Origin of the sequence: Aeromonas sp. FDAARGOS 1414 (genome assembly GCF_019047065.1) — a bacterium.
Lineage (GTDB): Bacteria > Pseudomonadota > Gammaproteobacteria > Enterobacterales > Aeromonadaceae > Aeromonas > Aeromonas veronii_A.
The window spans coordinates 1,762,232-1,780,737 of sequence record NZ_CP077210.1 but is presented as its reverse complement, the minus strand read 5'-3'; the positions used below and the strand labels follow the sequence as shown (position 1 = coordinate 1,780,737).

Sequence of the window (18,506 nt, the reverse complement as noted above, 5' to 3'; positions counted from 1 at the left end):
TCAGTTCGCCCCCTGCGCGTTGTCGGCTGCGATGGTCTGTTCGACCACATCGGTCATCTTGTTGATGATGTTGCTAAAGGAGATGTAGTGAGGGCAGCGATCGTCGCAGCGGCCACAGCCGACGCACATGTGCTCCTCTCCCTGACGGGCCTTGTAGTCGTTGACCTTGTGCAGGGCGCGATAACGCAGGCGCTCGCCATGCTTTGCGCGAAAACCGTGGCCACCGGCCATGTCGCTGAAGCCATCCACCATGCAGCTGGCCCACTGGCGACGGCGCTCGCCCTGCTTGGGGTTCTCCGCATAGGTGAGGTCGTGCACGCTGTAGCAGCTGCAGGTCGGGCAGGAGGTGGTACAGCGGCCGCAGCCGATGCAGCGGCTGTCGTACTCGGCCCAGACCGGATGGGCGGTGAGGATCTGGCGGATCCGCTGGGGGTCGTCACAGACGCTGTCCGGAGTGCGTACCTTGACCGGGTTGCTCTGGACAAATTCCGGGGTGAAGTCATCGGCTTCGCCCAGTTCGGCAAAGTAGCCGAGCAGCTCGGGATCCTTCACCTCAATACGGGCACCCTCATCGCTCAGACGAATGGCGGCGGCGTAGTCCTGGGTCTCGTTGCTGCCCATGGAGACGCAGAAGCAGTTCTCGAAGCTCTCGCGGCACTCCAGCAGTACCAGCTTGAGCTTGCTGCGCAGCCGGGCGTAGTAGACGTCGCTGTTCTGGCCGTTTTTCAGGTAGACCTGATCCAGCCTGCGCAGAGCGTGGATATCACAGCTGCGCAAGAACAGCAGGGTGGGCTTGGCCTCCACCTTTGATTCGCGTAGCTCCAGATTGTCGAAGTGGAACAGGGTCTGGGTGATGGGGAGCACCACCTCTTTCGGGGAGAAGTGGGACTTCTCCTGCCACACCAGCTCGGCCGGATGGCGGATGCTGTGGTAGGTGACGTTATCGGTGTCGGAGAAGCGGCCGCCCCGATATTCGGCCGCGGGCGCCATGATCCGGTAATCGGGCAGCAGCCGCTCGAACAGCTGCGCCAGCGCGGGATGGGTGAGAAGAAACGACATAAATAAACACCTTGTATGAGGGTGAGATGCCCTGGCATAGGGATGAGGCGCGGGCCGGTCAGGGTGTCTGGCACCGGTTCTGGCCGCGCTTGCCTCGCCACGGTCTGTTTTTATGACTCATGTTGCTCAACTGACCCGATTGTTATTGTGTTGGCGGCGCGAGCGTCGCGGCAGGTCGGGTCATGCCTGTAAAACCCTTATCAATTGAGCAGGGCGGCCTGATAGCCTGCGCACTTGCCCATCACGTATCCCATCTCCAGCTTGTTGATATCGCGGGTAAAACGGGAAACGGGGAAGTAGTCGGCCGGGGCGATCACCTCGATCTGGCAGTCCTCCGGCGGATTGGCGATAAAATCGAGCGCCTCGTTGTAGCTGCGATCCCGCTGCTCCAGCGCCTGTGCCAGCGCGGGGCGGGTCTTGAGCAGGGTACGGATCATCCAGGGGAAGGGCATCGGCTTGAGCCGATAGCCAAGGGGCTCGGAGAGGATCACCGTCAGGTGACGGGCACCGCGGCGGTAGGCCTCGATCACCGGGATGGAGTCGGCCACCCCGCCATCTGTCATCGGTACCCCGTGCACCTCTGGGTATTCGTGGGAGGCGAGGGGAATGGCGCAGCTGGCGGGCAGCACCTCGTTCATGTTCTCCGGCTTGACCCGGATGTACTCCGCCTTGCCGGTCAGGGTATTGGTCACCACCGCATAGAAGGGGATGCCGGTCTCCCGGTAGGCGTGAATGTCGAGGGGATACTTGCGGCAGCTGGTGTTCCACAGCCAGTGGATGTCCACCAGATTGCCCCCCTTGGCAAAGCGCAGGGGGTCCATAAACTGCTGGCTGCACGCCAGTTTGGTCAGGATCTCGTGGCTGCGGCCATGCTGGCTGGCGAGATAAGCCAGCAAGTTGGTGGCCCCCGCCGAGACGCCGATGGCGAAGTCAAAGGGGCGATAGTCATGCTCGATAAACGCATCCAGTACGCCGCTGGCAAATATGCCGCGCATGGCGCCGCCTTCTACAACCAATGCGCTGGGGGATGCGTTTTTGTTCATGACAGGCACCTCATTGATAAGTCAGAGAGAAAAAGTGGGAAAGAGAACGTTCGGGCTGTCAGGCCGACCATTCTGACAACCAACCGGGTTGGCCATCGCAATGAGGTCATTCTAGGAAGGGGATAGTGTTTAGAATATCTGTTAATAATGAATCAAGTGTTTTGTATTTCTAAACGATGGTGATAAACCCGTTGTGATCAAAGGGGTTGTGTAGGAGTCTCAACGACTCTGTGATGGCTGGATATTGGCAAGGATGAGTGTGTCATGACGTTATTGGTTCCCCCGCTGCTCCGACGTGGCGATACCATCGCTTTTTTCTCCCCCTCCAGCGCGGCGACCGCCTGGGCTCCCAACCGTTTTGCCCGCGCAAAAGCCTTTCTTGAAGGGCAGGGCTTTAGGCTCAAGGCGGGCAGCCTCACCGGCCAGCAGGATCACTGGCGATCCGGCTCCATCGCCGCACGGGCCGAAGAGCTCAACGCCCTTATTCGCGACCCCGAAGTACGCTGCATCATGTCGGTGATTGGCGGCAGCAACTCCAACTCTCTGCTCCATTACCTCGATTTTGATGCGCTGAGGCGCGATCCCAAGATCATCGTTGGCTACTCCGATGTGACGGCACTGCTGCTCGGCATCCATGCCCAAACTGGCCTGGTTACCTTTTATGGCCCGGCGCTGGTGGCCTCCTTTGGCGAGTTGCCGCCGCTGGTGGATGAGACGCTGGCCAGTTTTTTACAGATTGCATTGGCCGACGAAGTTGGTGTCCCCTGCACGCTGCCTACGCCAGCGCAGTGGAGCGATGAACGGCTGGATTGGGAGAACCAGACCCGGGCCAAGCAGTGCCAGCCCAATCGGCTGATCTCGGTGGGTTCTGGCCGGGTAGTGGGGCGACTGATGGGCGGCAACCTCAACACCATGGCGGGGATCTGGGGCTCTCCCTATATGCCAGCCATCGAGTGCGGCGACATTTTGCTGCTCGAGGACAGCCTGAAATCTGCCGAGACGCTGGAGCGCTCCTTTGCCCACCTCAAGCTATGCGGGGTGTTTGATCGGATCGGCGCGCTTATCCTCGGCAAGCACGAGCTGTTCAACGATCAGGGTAGCGGCAAGCGCCCCCTCGATATCCTGCTGGAGGTGGTGGGGGAGCCGAGCTTCTCCATTCTGGCGGAGTTTGACTGCGCCCATACCCACCCCATGCTGACGCTGCCGCTGGGCATCGAGGTAGCGCTCGAGCTCGACCGCCAGCAGCTCACCTTGCTGGATCCCTGGTGGGATGACTGTTGAGGCTATGTTGCCGAGGGAGATGAAGCACACATGCTATGTGCTGAAGAGGATTGATGAATGCTCGACACCGCCCATCAAGGGTAGTTTGTGGCAACAAGCGCGACTCGGGAGCGCGCTTGTTGCCATTGGCTGGATTACCAGCGGTAGGTTTTCAGCAAGGCCTCCAGTTTTTGACACTGCTCGACCAGCTGGATACTGGCGAGGTTGGCGGCATGGGCCTGACCCAGAGTGTCATTGGACGTATTGCGAATGTCGCTGACCGCGTGATCCACTTCGCTGCAGACCCTGTCCTGCTCTTCTGCTGATTGTGCCATCTGGGCGTTGAGGTCATTGATGCTGGCGATGCGTCCAATGATGTTTTGCATGGCCGCCAGGGTTGCCTCTGTCTTGCTGATGCTCTCACCGGCTTTGCTTTTTGCATCCCCGATCACCACAACGGCGCTTTGGGCCTCGTTTTGCAGGGCGGCGATCATCTGGGAGATCTCCTCGCTGGCGGCGCGGCTACGGTTAGAGAGGGCCCGCACTTCATCGGCTACCACCGCAAAGCCACGGCCCTGCTCGCCGGCCCTGGCCGCTTCAATGGCGGCGTTGAGGGCCAGCAGGTTGGTCTGATCGGCAATCCCCTTGATCACCTCAAGCACACCGTCAACGGCGAGGCAGCGGCTATCGAGTTGCTGGATCACCTGATCCACCCGATCAATTTCTGCCGACATCTCGCCCATATCTATGATGGAGTGCTGGGCGAGGCGGCTGGTATTGGCGGCATCCTGATTGGTGAGGGCGGAGAGCTCGGCGCTCTTGCGGGCATGTTCGCGCACTTCGTGGGAGCTTGCCGCAAGCTCGCTTACAGCGGCGGCAACCTGAGTGGTCATCGACTCTTGCTGACGGGCCGAGTTTTCTGTCTGGGTCGCCACCTGACGGATCTGGCTCGACTCCTGATAGAGCTGATGGGTCGCCCCTTCTACTTCCTGCAGGCTGTGCCTGAAGCCCTGCACCATCTCATTGACGGCACGGGTCATCTGGCCCAGCTCATCCTGACTCTGGTTTAGCAGGGGGATAGCGAGGTTACGCTCTTTGGCCATCTGGAGCATGGTACGTTGCAGTTGCCGCAGCGGGTGTTTTACATAGCGTTGCAATACCCACCACAGCAGGCCGAAACCGAGGCTGAAGACAAGGGCCAGACTGCCGCTCAGGATCAGGTTGTTGTGGCGGATCTCGCCGAAGGTATGGCTGAGATCGTAACTGATCCGCACCGCTCCCATGACAGTGCCTTCAGGTACTTGATGGCAGGTGGTGCACTGGGTTCCGCGATACTCCTTGTAGGCTTTGAACGGCTTGATCAGGGTGAGCTGGTTACCCTGTTGCTGCAGGATGGTTTCCCCCTGATTGATGGCGCGTTCGTCGAAGCTGTCCTGGGCTTTCTGGTCCGGGAAACCCAGGCCAAACAGGTTGCTGACGGCCGGGGCTCGAACCAGACGAGCCTCGACAATGCCCGCTTCACTCTTGAGTTTGGTCTGCACTATCTGCCGGTTGGCCATGCCACCTGTCATCATCAGCACGTTGACCTGATCCATATAGGTGTTGGCCATGCTCTCAACCTTCTCCTCTGCCAGCCGGATGGCGAGATCCCGTTGCAGCCAGGCAGAGAGCTCGAAGCTGAGGCCAAAGGTGGTGCTGATGACCAGCGCAAGAGGGAGAAAGATTTTCCAGTTCAGGGAGAGGTTATGCATAGTCGGGGCGTTCCATGCGTTGTTGTGTTTTATCTGTTCCAGCTTCATCTGAGCGTAGGCGAGGAGAGCAAGAATGATGGTTCTCTATCGGCACACCATAACCGCTCTTTAGTAAATAATCTGTTAAGCAGATCGGTAATGCTGGTTGCCAAAATGACTTCGACGAGCTGCACGGCTCTGCGGGTTGATCCAGAACAAAATGCTGGTAACGATAATCGTTATCATTGTCATTATTTGCTAAATAGTGACCACCATGAATCTGACCCCTTCCATGACCGGTATCTCCTCGCCGGATCCCCTCAAGTTTGCCTTTAGCGCCAAGACCTCGGCCCACGCCAGTCGGGGAGGGATGCGCCCCTTCCCGCTGGATGAGGCTGGCTGGCAGAGCTGGTGGCAGCGAGAGAGTGAAGCTGAGGAGCGCGCCCTCTACATCCATATTCCGTTTTGCCGCAAGCGCTGCAGCTTCTGCAATTTCTTTGAAAATGGCGCCAACCCGGCGCGGATCAACCGCTATGTCAACGCTCTGTGCGCCTCCCTTGCGCAGGCGGCTGACACCCCGCTGGCGCAGAGCATGCCATTTTCAGCCGTCTATGTGGGGGGCGGTACGCCGACCGACATGAGCGCCGACGAGCTGGCCATGCTGGCCGCCGTGATCCGCCGTTTTCCGTTGTCGGCCGATGCCGAGGTGACGCTGGAGGGGCGGCTCAACGGCTTTGATAATGAGAAATGGCAGGTGGCGCTGGCCGGGGGCTTCAACCGCTTCTCATTCGGGGTGCAGAGCTTTGATACCCGGGTTCGTCAGCAGGCGGCCCGTTTCGATGACAGGGAGACGCTGCTGACCCGTCTGGGTGAGCTGACCCGGGATGATGCGGCTGTGATCGTGGCGGATCTCATCTTTGGTCTGCCCGGTCAGGATGATGCCGTGTGGCAGCAGGATATCCGCGATGTGATGGCGAGCGGTGTACACGGGGCCGATCTCTATCAGCTCATCGCCATGCAGGGCACCAATCTGGAGCGGGCGCAGGAGAAGGGCACCCTGGATTGGCTCGCCGATGGCCAGCAGCGGGCGGCCATGTATGCCTATGGCGGGGCGCAACTGGAAGCCCACGGCTGGGAGCGTCTCTCTTGCAGTCACTGGCGGCGCAGTCCGGCCGAGCAGAGTCGTTATAACCAGATGGCCAAGCGCGGTGCGGAGATCCTCCCCTTTGGCGCCGGTGCGGGGGGCAGCATTCTTGGCCACGGCTTGATGTATGGACGGGATCTGGCCCCCTGGCACGACGCGCTGGCCAGTGGCAAGCGGGCGCCCGGGATGGTGATGGGGCGCAATCCCAATGCAAGGATGGACGGTCTGCTGCGCGGTGCCCTCGACAGTGGCGTGCTGGCGCTGGATCGTCTGCCGGTCTCCTTGCGTGCTCATCTGATGCCGCTCTTCTCGGCCTGGCAGCAGCATGGCTTGGCCGAGATAAGCCATGAGCGACTGCAACTCACCCTTGCCGGACGCTTCTGGAACGTCAATATGCAGGCTGGCTTGTTCGAGTTCCTGCAGCTCAATCCGCTCGATGGTTCAGCGCCGCCCAGCCATGGTACCGCCGCGGTGCGCCATTCGCTGGTCTGAGCCCGAGTGGAGCATTTGCACGGCTCCGTGTGATCCACAACGAAAGAGGGAGCCTTGCAGGCTCCCTCTTTTGGCTTGGCAGTTAGCGTCGCGCGAGCTTACTCGTCGCTGCTCTCCTGATAGCTGTCGCGCATTGCTTTGGGCAAGCGGCGCATTGGCGCAAAGCCGATATCCTCGCCCACCACTTCCCGCTTGCGGGACTTGTTTTGAGGAGACTGGGCGGGCTTCTTGGAGGCATCATCCTTGGCTTTGCCCTTGCCTGCGGCAGGTTTGCCTTTGGCATTGCTCTTGGCGTTGGCATGGCCGCGAGCCCGGGGCGGGTTCTGCACCGGCTTGCTGCCCGGCAGAGTCTGGCGACTCGGCTTGCCGCTTGGCTCATACCCTTCCAGGATCTCCACGGTCAGGGATTGGCCGATCAAGGCTTCGATAGCCTTGAGCTGACCCAGCTCGTCCTGGCTGACCAGCGAGATGGCCTCGCCGCCACGACCGGCGCGGCCGGTACGGCCGATACGGTGGATGTAATCCTCCGCCATCTGGGGCAGTTCGAAGTTGATCACGTAGGGCAGTTGATCGATATCCAGACCGCGGGCGGCGATATCGGTCGCCACCAGCACCCGCACCTCGCCACTGCGAAAATCGGCCAGCGCCCGGTTGCGGGCACCCTGGCTCTTGTCACCGTGGATCGCCACGGTATTGAGGCCATCTTTTTGCATCTGCTGGGCGAGGCGGTCGGCGATCTGCTTGGTGCGAACAAAGACCAGCACCCGCTGCCAGTTGCCACGGCCAATCATGTGGGAGAGCAGCTCGCGGCGGCGTTCCCGATCCACCTGAATGATGCGTTGGGTCACCTGCTCCGCGGCAGTATTGCTGGGGTCCACCTCGATCAGGGTGGGGTCGTTCAGCAGGTCATCGGCCAGCGCCTTGATGTCGTTTGAGAAGGTGGCAGAGAAGAGCAGGGTTTGCCGCTCTGCAGGCAGCGCCTTCATGATGCGGCGGATGTCGACGATAAAGCCCATGTCGAGCATGCGATCCGCTTCATCCAGTACCAACACTTCCAGTTGGCTCAGGGTCAGGGCGCCCTGGGTCAGCAGATCCAGCAGACGGCCCGGGGTGGCGACCAAAATGTCCACCCCCAGCTTGATGGCGTCCAGATTGGGCTTGATGCTGACACCGCCATAGGCGATCAGAGTCTTGAACGGCAGGTGGTGGGCATACTTGATGATGCTCTCGCCCACCTGTGCCGCCAGTTCGCGGGTCGGGGTCAGTACCAGGGCGCGCACCTGACGACGGCCACGACCGTGGTTGGCCAGCAGACGCTGCAACATCGGCAGGGTGAAACCGGCCGTTTTGCCTGTGCCTGTCTGGGCACCGCCGAGCACATCCTGACCAGCCAGAATAGCCGGAATGGCTTGCTGCTGGATGGGGGTTGGCTGTTCGTAACCCAGCTCCTTGACGGCCCGCAGGATGTGCGGGGACAGACCCAGTTCGTTGAATGACATGTTCGAGAGAAACTCCTGAGATGAGCCTTTGGCTCAACGGGTGGCCAGCGCGTTGGAGCCAGCCACGATATGGAAAAGATAGTGGGGCCGTAATATAGCAAAAGAGCGGCCGCTGCGCAGTAGCTGTTGTACCGGCCGCTCTTTTGTATCGCGAAAAGCAATCAGAGCAGGTCGCGGATGGGGGTGACCAGACTCTCCGGCTTGGTGGTGGGAGCAAAGCGGTCAACCACCTTGCCATCACGGTCGATCAGGAACTTGGTGAAGTTCCACTTGACGTTTTCGAGCCCCAGCAGCCCCGGTTTCTCTTTCTTGAGCCATTGATAGAGGGGGTGGGCCTGTTCACCGTTGACATCGCACTTGGCCATGATGGGGAAGCTGACCGGATAATCGAGAGAGCAGAAGCGAGCGATCTCGTCCGCATCCCCCGGCTCCTGATTGCCAAACTGGTTGCAGGGGAAGCCCAGGATCACCAACCCCTCTGGCCCCAGCTCGCGATAGAGGGCTTCCAGCCCCTCGTATTGAGGAGTAAAGCCACATCGGCTAGCCACATTGACCACCAGTACCACCTTGCCCGCCAGTTGAGTCAGCGGGTAGGGGCTTCCATCCAGTTGTTGCAAAATAAGGTCGGGCAGAGGCATAAGCAGATCCTTCTCGTGGTTATCCGTGGGGTGTCAGGTCGGTTGTGGCGATGAGCGCCGGCCTAACGACATGATGGTGATGTGGCTACGGTATCGGTTGGCTCTTTTAACGGCAAGGTGAGAGCAAGGATCCGTCCCCTTGATTGCAAGGGCCATCACAGTTTCGACAGCCAATACGCTCCTTGGCAGAGCGGGATCACAACTGTCGACAAAAACGCGGGGCGGCGGGCAGCAACTCGCGTATTGATGTTGGGACTTCTCAAGAGAAGCAAACCGGTTTGTGACTTTGCCGGTAAGTCGCTACAAAGCGCCCTCTTTCCACTCATTGTGAGCCAATCTTGGACTATCAAGCTGCCATGGATGCCATTTACACCCGGGGATGGGTGATAGTGGATGATTTTTTGACCGCCGCCGAGGTGGATGCCCTCAAAGCCTGTTTGCCAAGCGAATGGCAACCTGCCGGGATCGGCCGTGACGCCCTGCACCAGGGCAATCCCGATATTCGCCGTGACCAGATCCACTGGCTGGAGCCCTCCCTCGGTGCGCCGGTGGCTGACTACCTCGCCCGGATGGAGTCCCTGCGTCTTGCCGCCAACCGGATGCTGATGCTGGGATTGTTCGACTACGAGGCCCACTTCGCCCGCTATCGCAGCGGGGATTTTTACGCCACCCATCGGGATGCCTTTGCCGGTCGCTCCAACCGCCGTCTTACCACCGTGTTTTACCTCAACAACGACTGGCTGCCCGAAGCGGGTGGAGTGCTGCGCATGTATGACGACAAGGAGCAGTTTCTGATGGATGTGAGCCCCAAGGGGGGGCGGCTGGTCATGTTTCTCTCCGAGGAGTTTCCCCACGAGGTGCTGCCTGCCAATCGCGAGCGCTACAGCATTGCCGGCTGGTTTCGGGTCAATGGCAACGGCATGGGAAGGGTCGATCCCCCGCGCTGAGGGGCAATGTGTCCCGATTTTGACACAGGGGAGACTTTTCACTGCAAGAAGTGGGGTCATGGGTCTCCCATCAGCTGACAAGGGTTGATCTCCCTTGCTACACTGGCGCGCACTTATGTTCGTATCTGGCTTCGTCCGGTTTTTATGGTGGTTGGCTTATCAAATGGTCATGACGAGGCCGCTTTTCCCAAGGGATCACATCTAATGAAGAACATGCATGTCTTGCTGCTGTGCGGCGGCGGTGGCTCCGAGCACGAAGTTTCTCTGCGCAGCGCCAATTTCCTCGAGCAACAACTGGGCCTTCTGCCCGGTGTCGAAGTGACCCGCGTCGAGATGTTCGCCGATCGTTGGCTCAGTGCCGATGGCCGCGAGTGCAAGCTGGGGCTCGACAAGCTGCTTTCGTTTGACAGCGTGGCCCGTCCGGTGGATTACGTGGTGCCCTGCATCCACGGCTACCCGGGTGAGACCGGCGATCTGCAATCCTTCCTCGAACTGGCCGGATTGCCTTATCTCGGTTGCGATGCCGAGGCGAGCAAGATCTGCTTCAACAAGATCAGCACCAAGTTGTGGCTCTCCGCCATCGGCATTCCCAACACCCCGTACCTGTTCCTGACCGAGCAAAATGACGCTGCGCTGGCCGAAGCGAAGGCCGCGCTGGCCAAGTGGGGCAAGGTCTTTATCAAGGCCGCCTCCCAGGGCTCTTCCGTTGGCTGCTACTCCGCCAGCAACGAAGCGGATCTGGTGAAAGGCATTGCCGATGCCTTCGGTTACTCCGAACAGGTACTGATCGAGAAAGCGGTCAAGCCGCGCGAGCTGGAAGTGGCGGTTTACCAGTACGGTGACGAGCTGGTGGCGACTTATCCGGGCGAGATCTGCGTGCCGCAGGACAAGTTCTACACCTATGAAGAGAAGTACAGCAGCGCCAGCCATACCGAGACCGCACTGCGTGCCGAGGGGCTGACCCAGGCGCAGGCTGATGCTATTCACGAGTATGCCCTCAAGGCGTTCCGCCAGCTGAAACTGACCCATCTCTCGCGCATCGACTTCTTCCTGACCGAGGAGGGGGAGATCCTGCTGAATGAAATCAACACCTTCCCGGGCATGACCTCCATCTCCATGTTCCCGAAACTGCTGGAGCATCACGGTCACCGCTTCGCCGACTACCTTGAGCAGATCCTGCGCAAGGCCAGCTAAGCGTGCTCTCCCGCTCGTGGGATGAAGCAGAACCCAATAAACATCCCCGCCAATTGGCGGGGATTTTTTTTATGCCTTTATCAAGCGGGGCAGGCCAGCTTGAAGGGATAAACAGGCGGGGAGGGGATGACTCTTCCTCGCCTGTTGCTAGCTGTGGGTGTTACCGGTGGTTAGCCGCGAGCCACCCGAAAGCGCACGCTGCGGGAGTGGCACGGCGCCAGCTCACCAAACTCGCCAGCGGCCAGCTCAAGGGGCAGGGGCTGTTCGTCCATCCGCACCGCTTGCCAGTCGCTCAAGGTGTGCAGACTGGTCACTTTGCCACCCACCAGCACCGCCTGTTCGCTCGGGTTGTAGACCCGGATCACCAGCGCTTCTTCATCCTCGGCCTTTTTCAGAGCGCTCAGCACCGGACCGGACGGATCCATGGTGAGCAGGCTGAAGTGCAGCGGGGTGGTGAAGCTCGCCTTGTTGAGCTTCATGGCATCGAACGGGATCTTGTTGTAGCAGCGCACTGGGGTGAGGTAGCTGCGCGCCGCCTGCATCACGTTGGCGCTGATGTGATCACCGGCAAAGCTAAGCAGGCTGAAACGGCAGCTGAGCTTGCCGCGCACCTGGGAGTCCGGGGTGGGCAGCTTGATGCCGGAGGGGCGACCCGGGCGCAGCAGCAGCTCCTCTTTACCGAGTACGCCGACCCCGCGCAGCAGGGTGAGTGCCAGGGTGTCGCACTGCTCACCGATCACTTCAAACTCGCGCAGACCGTCGCTCAGCACCGCCAGTCCCTGCTTGCCATCTTGCAGGGCGACGAAGTTCATCAGCTGCCAGACCGGAATGGGCGCCTCTTTCCACCCTTCCGTTTCCCAGTTCGCCATGGCGCTGTCGCGGGTGGGGCGGGTGATGCAGCCAAACTGGTTGTCAGAGACCACGGTGTCGCTCGGGAAGGGGGTGGGGATCAGCACTCGCACCCGATGATCATCGGCCTGATTGTCGAGCTCCAGCTCGATATCGATACGCGGGCTCTGGTGCGCCAGCGTAATGCGGCAGATGACATCGAGGTGGCCGCTGCACTGGCGGTTGGCACGCTCGGCGAGGTTGGCAGGCAAGGCCATACGCAGTTTGAGCGTAGCGATGCTCTGCCACGCCTGATGGGTGACCTCGCGAGTCACCGCAAACTCGGTGGAGTAGCGCAGCCACTCGTCCCGCGATGGTGAGTAGTCATACTCGTCACCATCATCGGAGCCCTCTTCCAGCGTGAGCACCTGATCGAAGGTGGTGCCGCGCAGTTTATCCAGGATCTGCAAGGTGCCGTTGTCGTTGAGGGCGATGCGGTAAAAATCGTTCTCCAGCAGCTCGCCGCTGGCCGTCACCGGCTGCTCCAGTCCCGGCTGGTTGCCCTCGATATGGAGGGTGCAGTAGCCCATGGCCGGCAGCGGATGGCAGAGCTGGATGTCGTACTCCATAAAGGGGTCGTAGTTGCCGTAGTGCACGATCTGCCTGTCTACCAGACCCGGGTCAATCTCGCGTCTGGCGCGGATGAAGTAGGGGACCGGCTGGCCCGCTTCGTCGCGCAGGGCAAAGGATTGGGCACGAATGCGGATGCTGGTGTTGATCACCTCCTGACGGGGGAAGGGCATCAGGTTGAACAGGCAGAGCTTGTCAGCCACCTGTACCCCATCTTCGCACAGCGCCACCGGCATGTTGTCGACAATCTTGCGCATGTAGAAGCGGATCAGGTTCTCGGCCATGTCGTCGGCCAGAATGAAGCGGGTCATCACCTCCTGATGCACCTTGTCGCTGCAGCAGCAGCCGATGCTGTCATGGGCGTGGTTCTTCATGATCTCCTTCCACATCTTCTCGAGCAGCCCGTGGTGGTACTCGAAGCCGAGCGCCCAGGCGATGCTTGCCAGCGGTTCGAGAATGTTGACGATCTTGTTCTCGATGGCGGCGTGGGCCAGCTTGATGTCCATCCGGGTGGAGGAGATGGTGCGGTGTACCCGCATGTATTTGCCGTCGTTGAACTCCCCCTTGAGTGTGGCCAGTTGGTCGCGGCACGCCTCGATGCGCTCGAAGACCTGCTCGAAGCGGCTCATGTGGAATTCACGCTGGGGGTAGATCTCCCGCAGCTTGTCGATGATGGCGAAGATGTTCTGTTGCAGCGGCATCTGATCGTGGCCGTTGGGCAGCAGGATATCCTTGGTCACCGAGGCCTTCTCCAGCACCTCAAAGTAGGATTCGAGCCGCTTGCGCAGACCTGCCTCATCTTCTGGCAGGTACTTGCCGATGGCGTAGCCGAGCGGCAGCACCTGGGCGGTCACCTCGCTGCCGTCGTTGCTCTGCCAGAGGAACTCGGTCTTGTCGGTACCGTGGCGCTCGGAGCAGCCGCGCCAGAACATGGCACGGTCAATCCCGAAGCCGTTGAAGATGTGGGGCAACTGGGAAGACATGCCGAACGAGTCGGGCAGGTAACCGATCTTCATCGGCTCGCCAAGGCTAAGGCAGTCGCGCATCCCGTAGAGCAGGTTGCGCAGGATGGACTCGCCGCTCACCTGCATGGTGTCGGTCTGGGTGTACCAGGGGCCGATGATGAGCTTGCCCGCTTCCACCAGCGCCTTCACCCGGGCCTTGTTCTCGGGCTGGATGGCGAAGTAATCCTCCAGCACGGCGGTCTGGCCGTCGAGCACATAGAACTTGTAGTCAGGGTCGGATTCAAGACGGGCCAGGATCTCCGCCATGTTGTTGATCAGCAGGATGCGGGACTCCTCGGTGGTGAAGTACCACTCCCGATCCCAGTGCATGTGCGGCGTGATGTGAACTCGTGAAACTGTCATGACAATGATCCTTTGCTGGCGCACGGCGGCCCTTGCCTGCCGTGCGGAAAAATAGTCTGTTGAAAAAGTGGTGGTGAAGATGCGCCTTACTCTGGGGCGACCACCTGATAGGTGCCGCGCTGCATGGCGTGACGGCGCCAGCCGATCAGCACCACAGTGGAGATAAGGGTGCCCACCAGCGCCGCACCGAGCCAGACGGCGGCAGCCGTCAGGGCGCCATGGCCACCATCGTGGAGCAGGAACAGGGAGAAGATGCCGGCCCCCGGGGTGGAGAGACCAATCCCCATGGCTCCTACCATGGCGCCGGTGACCACCGAGCCTGCGAGGAAGGAGCCGATCACCCGGATCGGATCTTCGATGGCCATCGGAATGGCACCCTCGGTGATCCCCGCCAGCCCCAGCAGCCAGGTCGATTTGCCGGTCTCGATCTCGAAGGTCTGGAACAGGCGCGGCGCCAGCAGGGTGGAGAAGGTGACGGTAAAGGCCGAGACCATCTTGACCGCGCCGAAGATGGCGTAGGGGCCGTAGACCCCGTTGGCCATGGCGCCGAGGCAGAAGGCGTAGGCCGCCTTGTTGACCGGGCCACCCAAGTCAAACGAGCACATAAAGCCGAGCAAGGCGCCCAGTACCAGCGCATTGGTGCCGGAGAGGCCGTTGAGCCACTCGGTGAGGCTGTTGTTGAGCCAGGCTACCGGCTGGCCGATGACAAACAGCATCAGGCTGCCCGCCACCAGGGTGCCGATCACCGGATAGAGGTAAAAGGTGAGAAAGCCGTTGAAGTTGGGGCTCAGACGCACATGCTGCTTGACCCAGCGCATCAGGTAACCGGCGATAAGACCACCGACCACACCGCCGAGAAAACCGGAGCCAATCATGTTGGCGGCCAGTCCCGCCGCAAAGCCCGGGCCCAGCGCCGGTTTGTCTGCCAGCGAGTAGGCGGTATAGGCCGCCAGCACCGGCACCATCAGGGTGCCCAGCATGCCACCGCCCAGCTTGCGGTACATCCAGAGCCAGGAGTTCTCGGTATCAAATAGATGTTGCAGGCCGAAGATCTGGGCCAGCAGCACAGAGACGGCGAGCACGGTACCGCCTGCCACGATGAGCGGCACGGCAAAGGAGATACCGCTCAGCAGCGCCTGCTTGAGCTCGGTCTTGAGGCTCACCTTCTTGCCGGTTGGCGCGTCGCTCTGGTTAGGGTTGGGCGTCGGGGCGGTGCGACCGGCCTTGGCCGCGTCCAGCGCATCATTCAGGATCCGCTCGGCATGGCGGATGGGCTCGGCCACCGGCGTCTCGATCCGGGGGATGCCAATAAAACGCTCCTGCTCCTTGATGGCCACCTCGGCGGCGAAGATGCAGGCCACCGCAGCATCGAGCGCCTCTTGCGGCAGGCGATCCTCGATGCCGTTGGCACCCTGCTTTTCGACCAGTACCCGAATGCCCAGCTTGCGCCCCGCTTTTTCCAGATACTCGGCAGCCATATAGGTGTGGGCGATCCCCGCCGGGCAGGCGGTGACACAGACCACAGTGGGTTGATTTGTATCTAGGTTGTATTCTTTTGCTGGTTGCTTGCTACTATCCCCTTCACCATCAAGCAGCGCCATCAACTGCTCGGCACTCTGGGCCGCCAGCACCGCCTCGCGGGTATCGTCATCCACCAGGGCAGTGGTGAGGGTGGTGAGCAGATGCATATGGGTCGAGCCCGCCTGATCGGTCGGGATCGCCAGCATGAAGATCAGGTTGACCGGCTCGGGGCCGTCGATCCCCTCCCAGCCCAGCTCCTCGCTCAGGGTAGCGACGGCAAAGGCCGCTTCGCGCACCGCATCGCACTTGCCGTGAGGTACCGCAAGCCCTTCGCCAAGGGCGGTGGGGCCCTGCGCCTCGCGGGCCATGACCGCAGCCAGAAAGGCGGCCTTGTCGTGCAGCTTGCCGGCCTGATCGAGCCGATCAGCCAGGGCATGAATGGCCGCATCCCGATCGGCAAACCGGGTTTGCAGCGTGATGAGATGGGGGCCGGTAAGACTGGTCAGATTCATGATGATCCTCTGTCAGGTTGGCTTGCCAGCAAGCCGTCATGGTGAAAGTGACAGCGATGCTAACAAACCGGCCGACTGATTTTTGTGAGTGGTATCATACAATTTGTTATTTGTATTGCTTTTGTATTGTCAGTTCAAGGTGATTTGTTAGGTCAAATGAGGCCGAGCCGTTTTGTCTGCCGGGTAACTGGGGTAGAATGACGCCTCTTCCATTTATCATGGCGCAGAGCCGACGAGGTGGCCTTTCGTGTCGAAAAAACCCATGTATCGCCAGATAGCCGACACCATCCAGCAGTGGATTGCGCAAGGGGAGCTGGCCCCCGGCGATGCCCTGCCCACCGAAGCCGAGCTGCGCGAGCAGTTCGGGGTGAGCCGGGTGACGGTGCGTCAGGCCCTCAAGCAGCTGACCGAACTCAACGTCATCGAGAGCATTCAGGGCAGCGGCAGCTACGTGCGGCAGGAGAAGGTGAACTACGACATCTATCAGCTCACCAGCCTCTATGAGAAGGTGACCGATCCGGCGGCCGAGACCCACAGCGACATTCTCGCCTTCGAGGTGATCAAGGCGAGCAGCGAGCTGGCCGAGCGGCTCAATCTGCTGGAAGGGGCGCTGGTCTATTACGTCAAGCGAGTGCGCTTTATTCGCCAGATCGCGGTAACGCTGGAGGAGACCTGGATGCCGCTCGCTCTCTTCCCCGATCTCAGCTATGCGGTGATGCAGGGCTCCAAGTACCACTACATCGAAGAGGTCAAGCAGCTGGTGATTGACCGCAGCGAGCAGGAGATCATTCCGGTGCTCCCCTCGGCGCAGGTGGTGGAGGCGCTCGGTATCGACCCCGCCAAGCCCATTATCGAGAAGGTCTCCCGTGGCTTCTTGCAAGATGGCACCGTGTTCGAGTTCAGTCGCAACTTCTTCAAGAGCGATGATTACAAGTTCACCCTGGTGGCGCGCCGCGCCAAGGGGTGAGCGGTTGCCAGCACCCGAGATAAAAAAGGCCACCACCCTGTTTGCGGTGGTGGCCTTTGTTTTTGGCTGATTGCCGGGCTGAATAGCAGATTGGCGGGTGGTTTGATGCGGCCGATCTACTGCTCGGCGTCTTTGATAACTTCCTCGACCCGTACCTGCAGGCTCCCTTGCGCCAGTGTGGTGATGAGTTGGTCGCCACGGTTGACCTGATCGGCGCGGCTGATGACCTCACCACGCGCAGTGCGGGTGATGGAGTAGCCGCGACCCAGAGTAGCGAGCGGGCTCACCCCGTCGAGGCGGGCGGTGAGCATGGCGAGGCGGTGGCTCGCCAGATCCTGGCGTTTGGCAATCAGGGCATAGAGCCGCTCCTCGGCCAGCTGGTGGCGGCGCTTGCCAGCTGCCAAGAGGCGCTCCGGACTCTTGCCCTGCAGGCGCAGTTCTAGATTGGTGAGGCGTCGCTCACCCTGATGCAGCCGCTGGCGTAATAGCTGTTGCAAACGGGTGGATAGTTCGTCGAGGCGCTGGGATTGCTGCTCCAGCCGCCGCTTCGGATCCTGATGGTCGAGCCGCTTTTGCAGCAGGATGAAATCGTGGCGGGCGGCGGTCTGCTGGCGGCTCATCGCCTGCAGCAGCCGCTGCTTGAGGTGAACCAGACGCTGGGCACGGGCGCTCTGATCCGGCGCAACCAGCTCGGCGGCAGCCGACGGGGTAGGGGCACGCAAGTCGGCGGCAAAGTCGCTGATGGTGACATCCACCTCGTGGCCCACCGCGCTCACCACAGGTATGGCGGAGTGGGCAATGGCACGCGCCACCGCCTCTTCGTTAAAGCACCAGAGATCTTCAAGCGACCCGCCACCACGGCCAACGATCAGTACATCCACCTCGGCGCGCCGGTTCGCTTTGGCGATCGCCGCGACGATCTGGCTGATGGCAGCGCTGCCTTGTACCTGAGTCGGGTAGATAAAGACCGGCAGATCCGGCGCACGCCGCTTGAGCACGGTGAGCATATCGTGCAAAGCCGCGCCGGTGGCGGAGGTGATAAGGCCCACCGCCCGCGGTTCGCGGGGCAGCGGCCGCTTGCGACTCTCGTCAAACAACCCCTCGGCGCCGAGGCGGCGCTTGAGCTCTTCAAAGCGCAGCGCCAGCACGCCGTCGCCTGCCGGCTGCATTGATTCGATGATCAGCTGGTAGTCGCCGCGCGGCTCATAGAGGGAGACCCGCGCCTGCACCAGCACCTGCATGCCATCCTGCGGGCGAAACGCCACCCGCCGGTTGTTGCCCTTGAACATGGCGCAGCGCACCTGCGCCGACATGTCCTTGAGCGAGAAATACCAGTGGCCGGAGCTTGGCATCGCCAGATTGGAGAGCTCGCCGGTCAGCCACACCAGCCCCAGATCCTGCTCCAGGATCATGCGCACGGCGCTGTTGAGGCGGGTGACGGTAAAGACCTGCTGTTGCCTGTTTTGGCCGGATTCGTTGCGATAGTTCAAGGCGGTTCCTGCGCACGGTTCCTCGCCAGCGAAGGCGGAGGAGAGAAACAATGTCGCCATCTTACCCCACTTCACCTCGTCCGCCGAGTCAATGGATCAGGTTGGTCACTCCTCCCTGCAAATCGGTGTTGCATGGAAATGAAAGCGCTATCAATCACATACAGCCAATAGCGAAGTCGATGGTG

General features: G+C 60.9%; 13 protein-coding genes. 5 read left to right on the top strand and 8 right to left on the bottom strand.

Translation table 11 applies throughout. The features are described 5' to 3' along the window. Together asrA and I6L44_RS07830 are read right to left on the bottom strand one after the other, a co-directional pair. Positions 1–1,059 carry an anaerobic sulfite reductase subunit AsrA gene (gene asrA / locus I6L44_RS07835; RefSeq protein WP_204383049.1) on the bottom strand — a complete coding sequence of 353 codons (1,059 nt, stop codon included), beginning with the start codon at positions 1,057–1,059 and terminating at the stop codon, positions 1–3. Positions 1,060–1,259: 200 nt separating this feature from the next. Continuing rightward, the gene (locus tag I6L44_RS07830; protein ID WP_005333746.1) at positions 1,260–2,102 is read right to left on the bottom strand and encodes a patatin family protein; all 843 of its coding nucleotides are present in this window, start codon (positions 2,100–2,102) and stop codon (positions 1,260–1,262) included. A 264-nt stretch (positions 2,103–2,366) separates the two neighbouring features. On the opposite strand from I6L44_RS07830, the gene I6L44_RS07825 reads away from it, so the two are divergent. Then, positions 2,367–3,383 carry a S66 peptidase family protein gene (locus tag I6L44_RS07825; RefSeq protein WP_216953866.1) on the top strand — a complete coding sequence of 339 codons (1,017 nt, stop codon included), beginning with the start codon at positions 2,367–2,369 and terminating at the stop codon, positions 3,381–3,383. A gap of 134 nt (positions 3,384–3,517) precedes the next feature. On the opposite strand, the gene I6L44_RS07820 is transcribed toward I6L44_RS07825, so the two are convergent. Beyond that, positions 3,518–5,113 (bottom strand): methyl-accepting chemotaxis protein, encoded by a 1,596-nt coding sequence (locus I6L44_RS07820; RefSeq protein ID WP_216953864.1) that lies wholly within the window; start codon positions 5,111–5,113, stop codon positions 3,518–3,520. Between the two features lie 253 nt (positions 5,114–5,366). Here I6L44_RS07820 and hutW point away from each other — a divergent pair, with 253 nt between their 5' ends. Beyond that, positions 5,367–6,728: a heme anaerobic degradation radical SAM methyltransferase ChuW/HutW gene (gene hutW / locus I6L44_RS07815; protein WP_216953862.1), complete on the top strand. Its 1,362-nt coding sequence runs from the start codon at positions 5,367–5,369 to the stop codon at positions 6,726–6,728. A gap of 98 nt (positions 6,729–6,826) precedes the next feature. Here the strand turns inward: hutW and I6L44_RS07810 are convergent, their stop codons facing one another. Together I6L44_RS07810 and I6L44_RS07805 are read right to left on the bottom strand one after the other, a co-directional pair. Beyond that, complete coding sequence (locus I6L44_RS07810; RefSeq protein ID WP_216953860.1) at positions 6,827–8,227, bottom strand: DEAD/DEAH box helicase; 1,401 nt, start codon at positions 8,225–8,227, stop codon at positions 6,827–6,829. 161 nt (positions 8,228–8,388) lie between these two features. Beyond that, positions 8,389–8,865, bottom strand: coding sequence for a glutathione peroxidase (locus tag I6L44_RS07805; RefSeq protein ID WP_040066373.1), 477 nt, complete (start codon positions 8,863–8,865; stop codon positions 8,389–8,391). A 338-nt stretch (positions 8,866–9,203) separates the two neighbouring features. On the opposite strand from I6L44_RS07805, the gene I6L44_RS07800 reads away from it, so the two are divergent. Together I6L44_RS07800 and I6L44_RS07795 are read left to right on the top strand one after the other, a co-directional pair. Continuing rightward, positions 9,204–9,812 carry a 2OG-Fe(II) oxygenase gene (locus tag I6L44_RS07800; protein WP_005360026.1) on the top strand — a complete coding sequence of 203 codons (609 nt, stop codon included), beginning with the start codon at positions 9,204–9,206 and terminating at the stop codon, positions 9,810–9,812. A gap of 204 nt (positions 9,813–10,016) precedes the next feature. Beyond that, positions 10,017–11,006 (top strand): D-alanine--D-alanine ligase, encoded by a 990-nt coding sequence (locus I6L44_RS07795; RefSeq protein ID WP_216953859.1) that lies wholly within the window; start codon positions 10,017–10,019, stop codon positions 11,004–11,006. Positions 11,007–11,176: 170 nt separating this feature from the next. Here the strand turns inward: I6L44_RS07795 and mngB are convergent, their stop codons facing one another. After that, positions 11,177–13,831, bottom strand: coding sequence for a mannosylglycerate hydrolase (mngB, locus tag I6L44_RS07790; RefSeq protein WP_216953857.1), 2,655 nt, complete (start codon positions 13,829–13,831; stop codon positions 11,177–11,179). Positions 13,832–13,917: 86 nt separating this feature from the next. Further along, positions 13,918–15,864, bottom strand: coding sequence for a PTS 2-O-a-mannosyl-D-glycerate transporter subunit IIABC (gene mngA / locus I6L44_RS07785; RefSeq protein ID WP_216953855.1), 1,947 nt, complete (start codon positions 15,862–15,864; stop codon positions 13,918–13,920). A gap of 247 nt (positions 15,865–16,111) precedes the next feature. Between mngA and I6L44_RS07780 the strand changes: the two genes are divergently transcribed. Further along, positions 16,112–16,831, top strand: a complete 720-nt coding sequence (locus I6L44_RS07780; RefSeq protein ID WP_005337027.1) for a GntR family transcriptional regulator — start codon at positions 16,112–16,114, stop codon at positions 16,829–16,831. Between the two features lie 116 nt (positions 16,832–16,947). On the opposite strand, the gene xseA is transcribed toward I6L44_RS07780, so the two are convergent. After that, positions 16,948–18,321, bottom strand: coding sequence for an exodeoxyribonuclease VII large subunit (xseA, locus tag I6L44_RS07775; RefSeq protein ID WP_216954388.1), 1,374 nt, complete (start codon positions 18,319–18,321; stop codon positions 16,948–16,950). Positions 18,322–18,506: the final 185 nt, after the last annotated feature.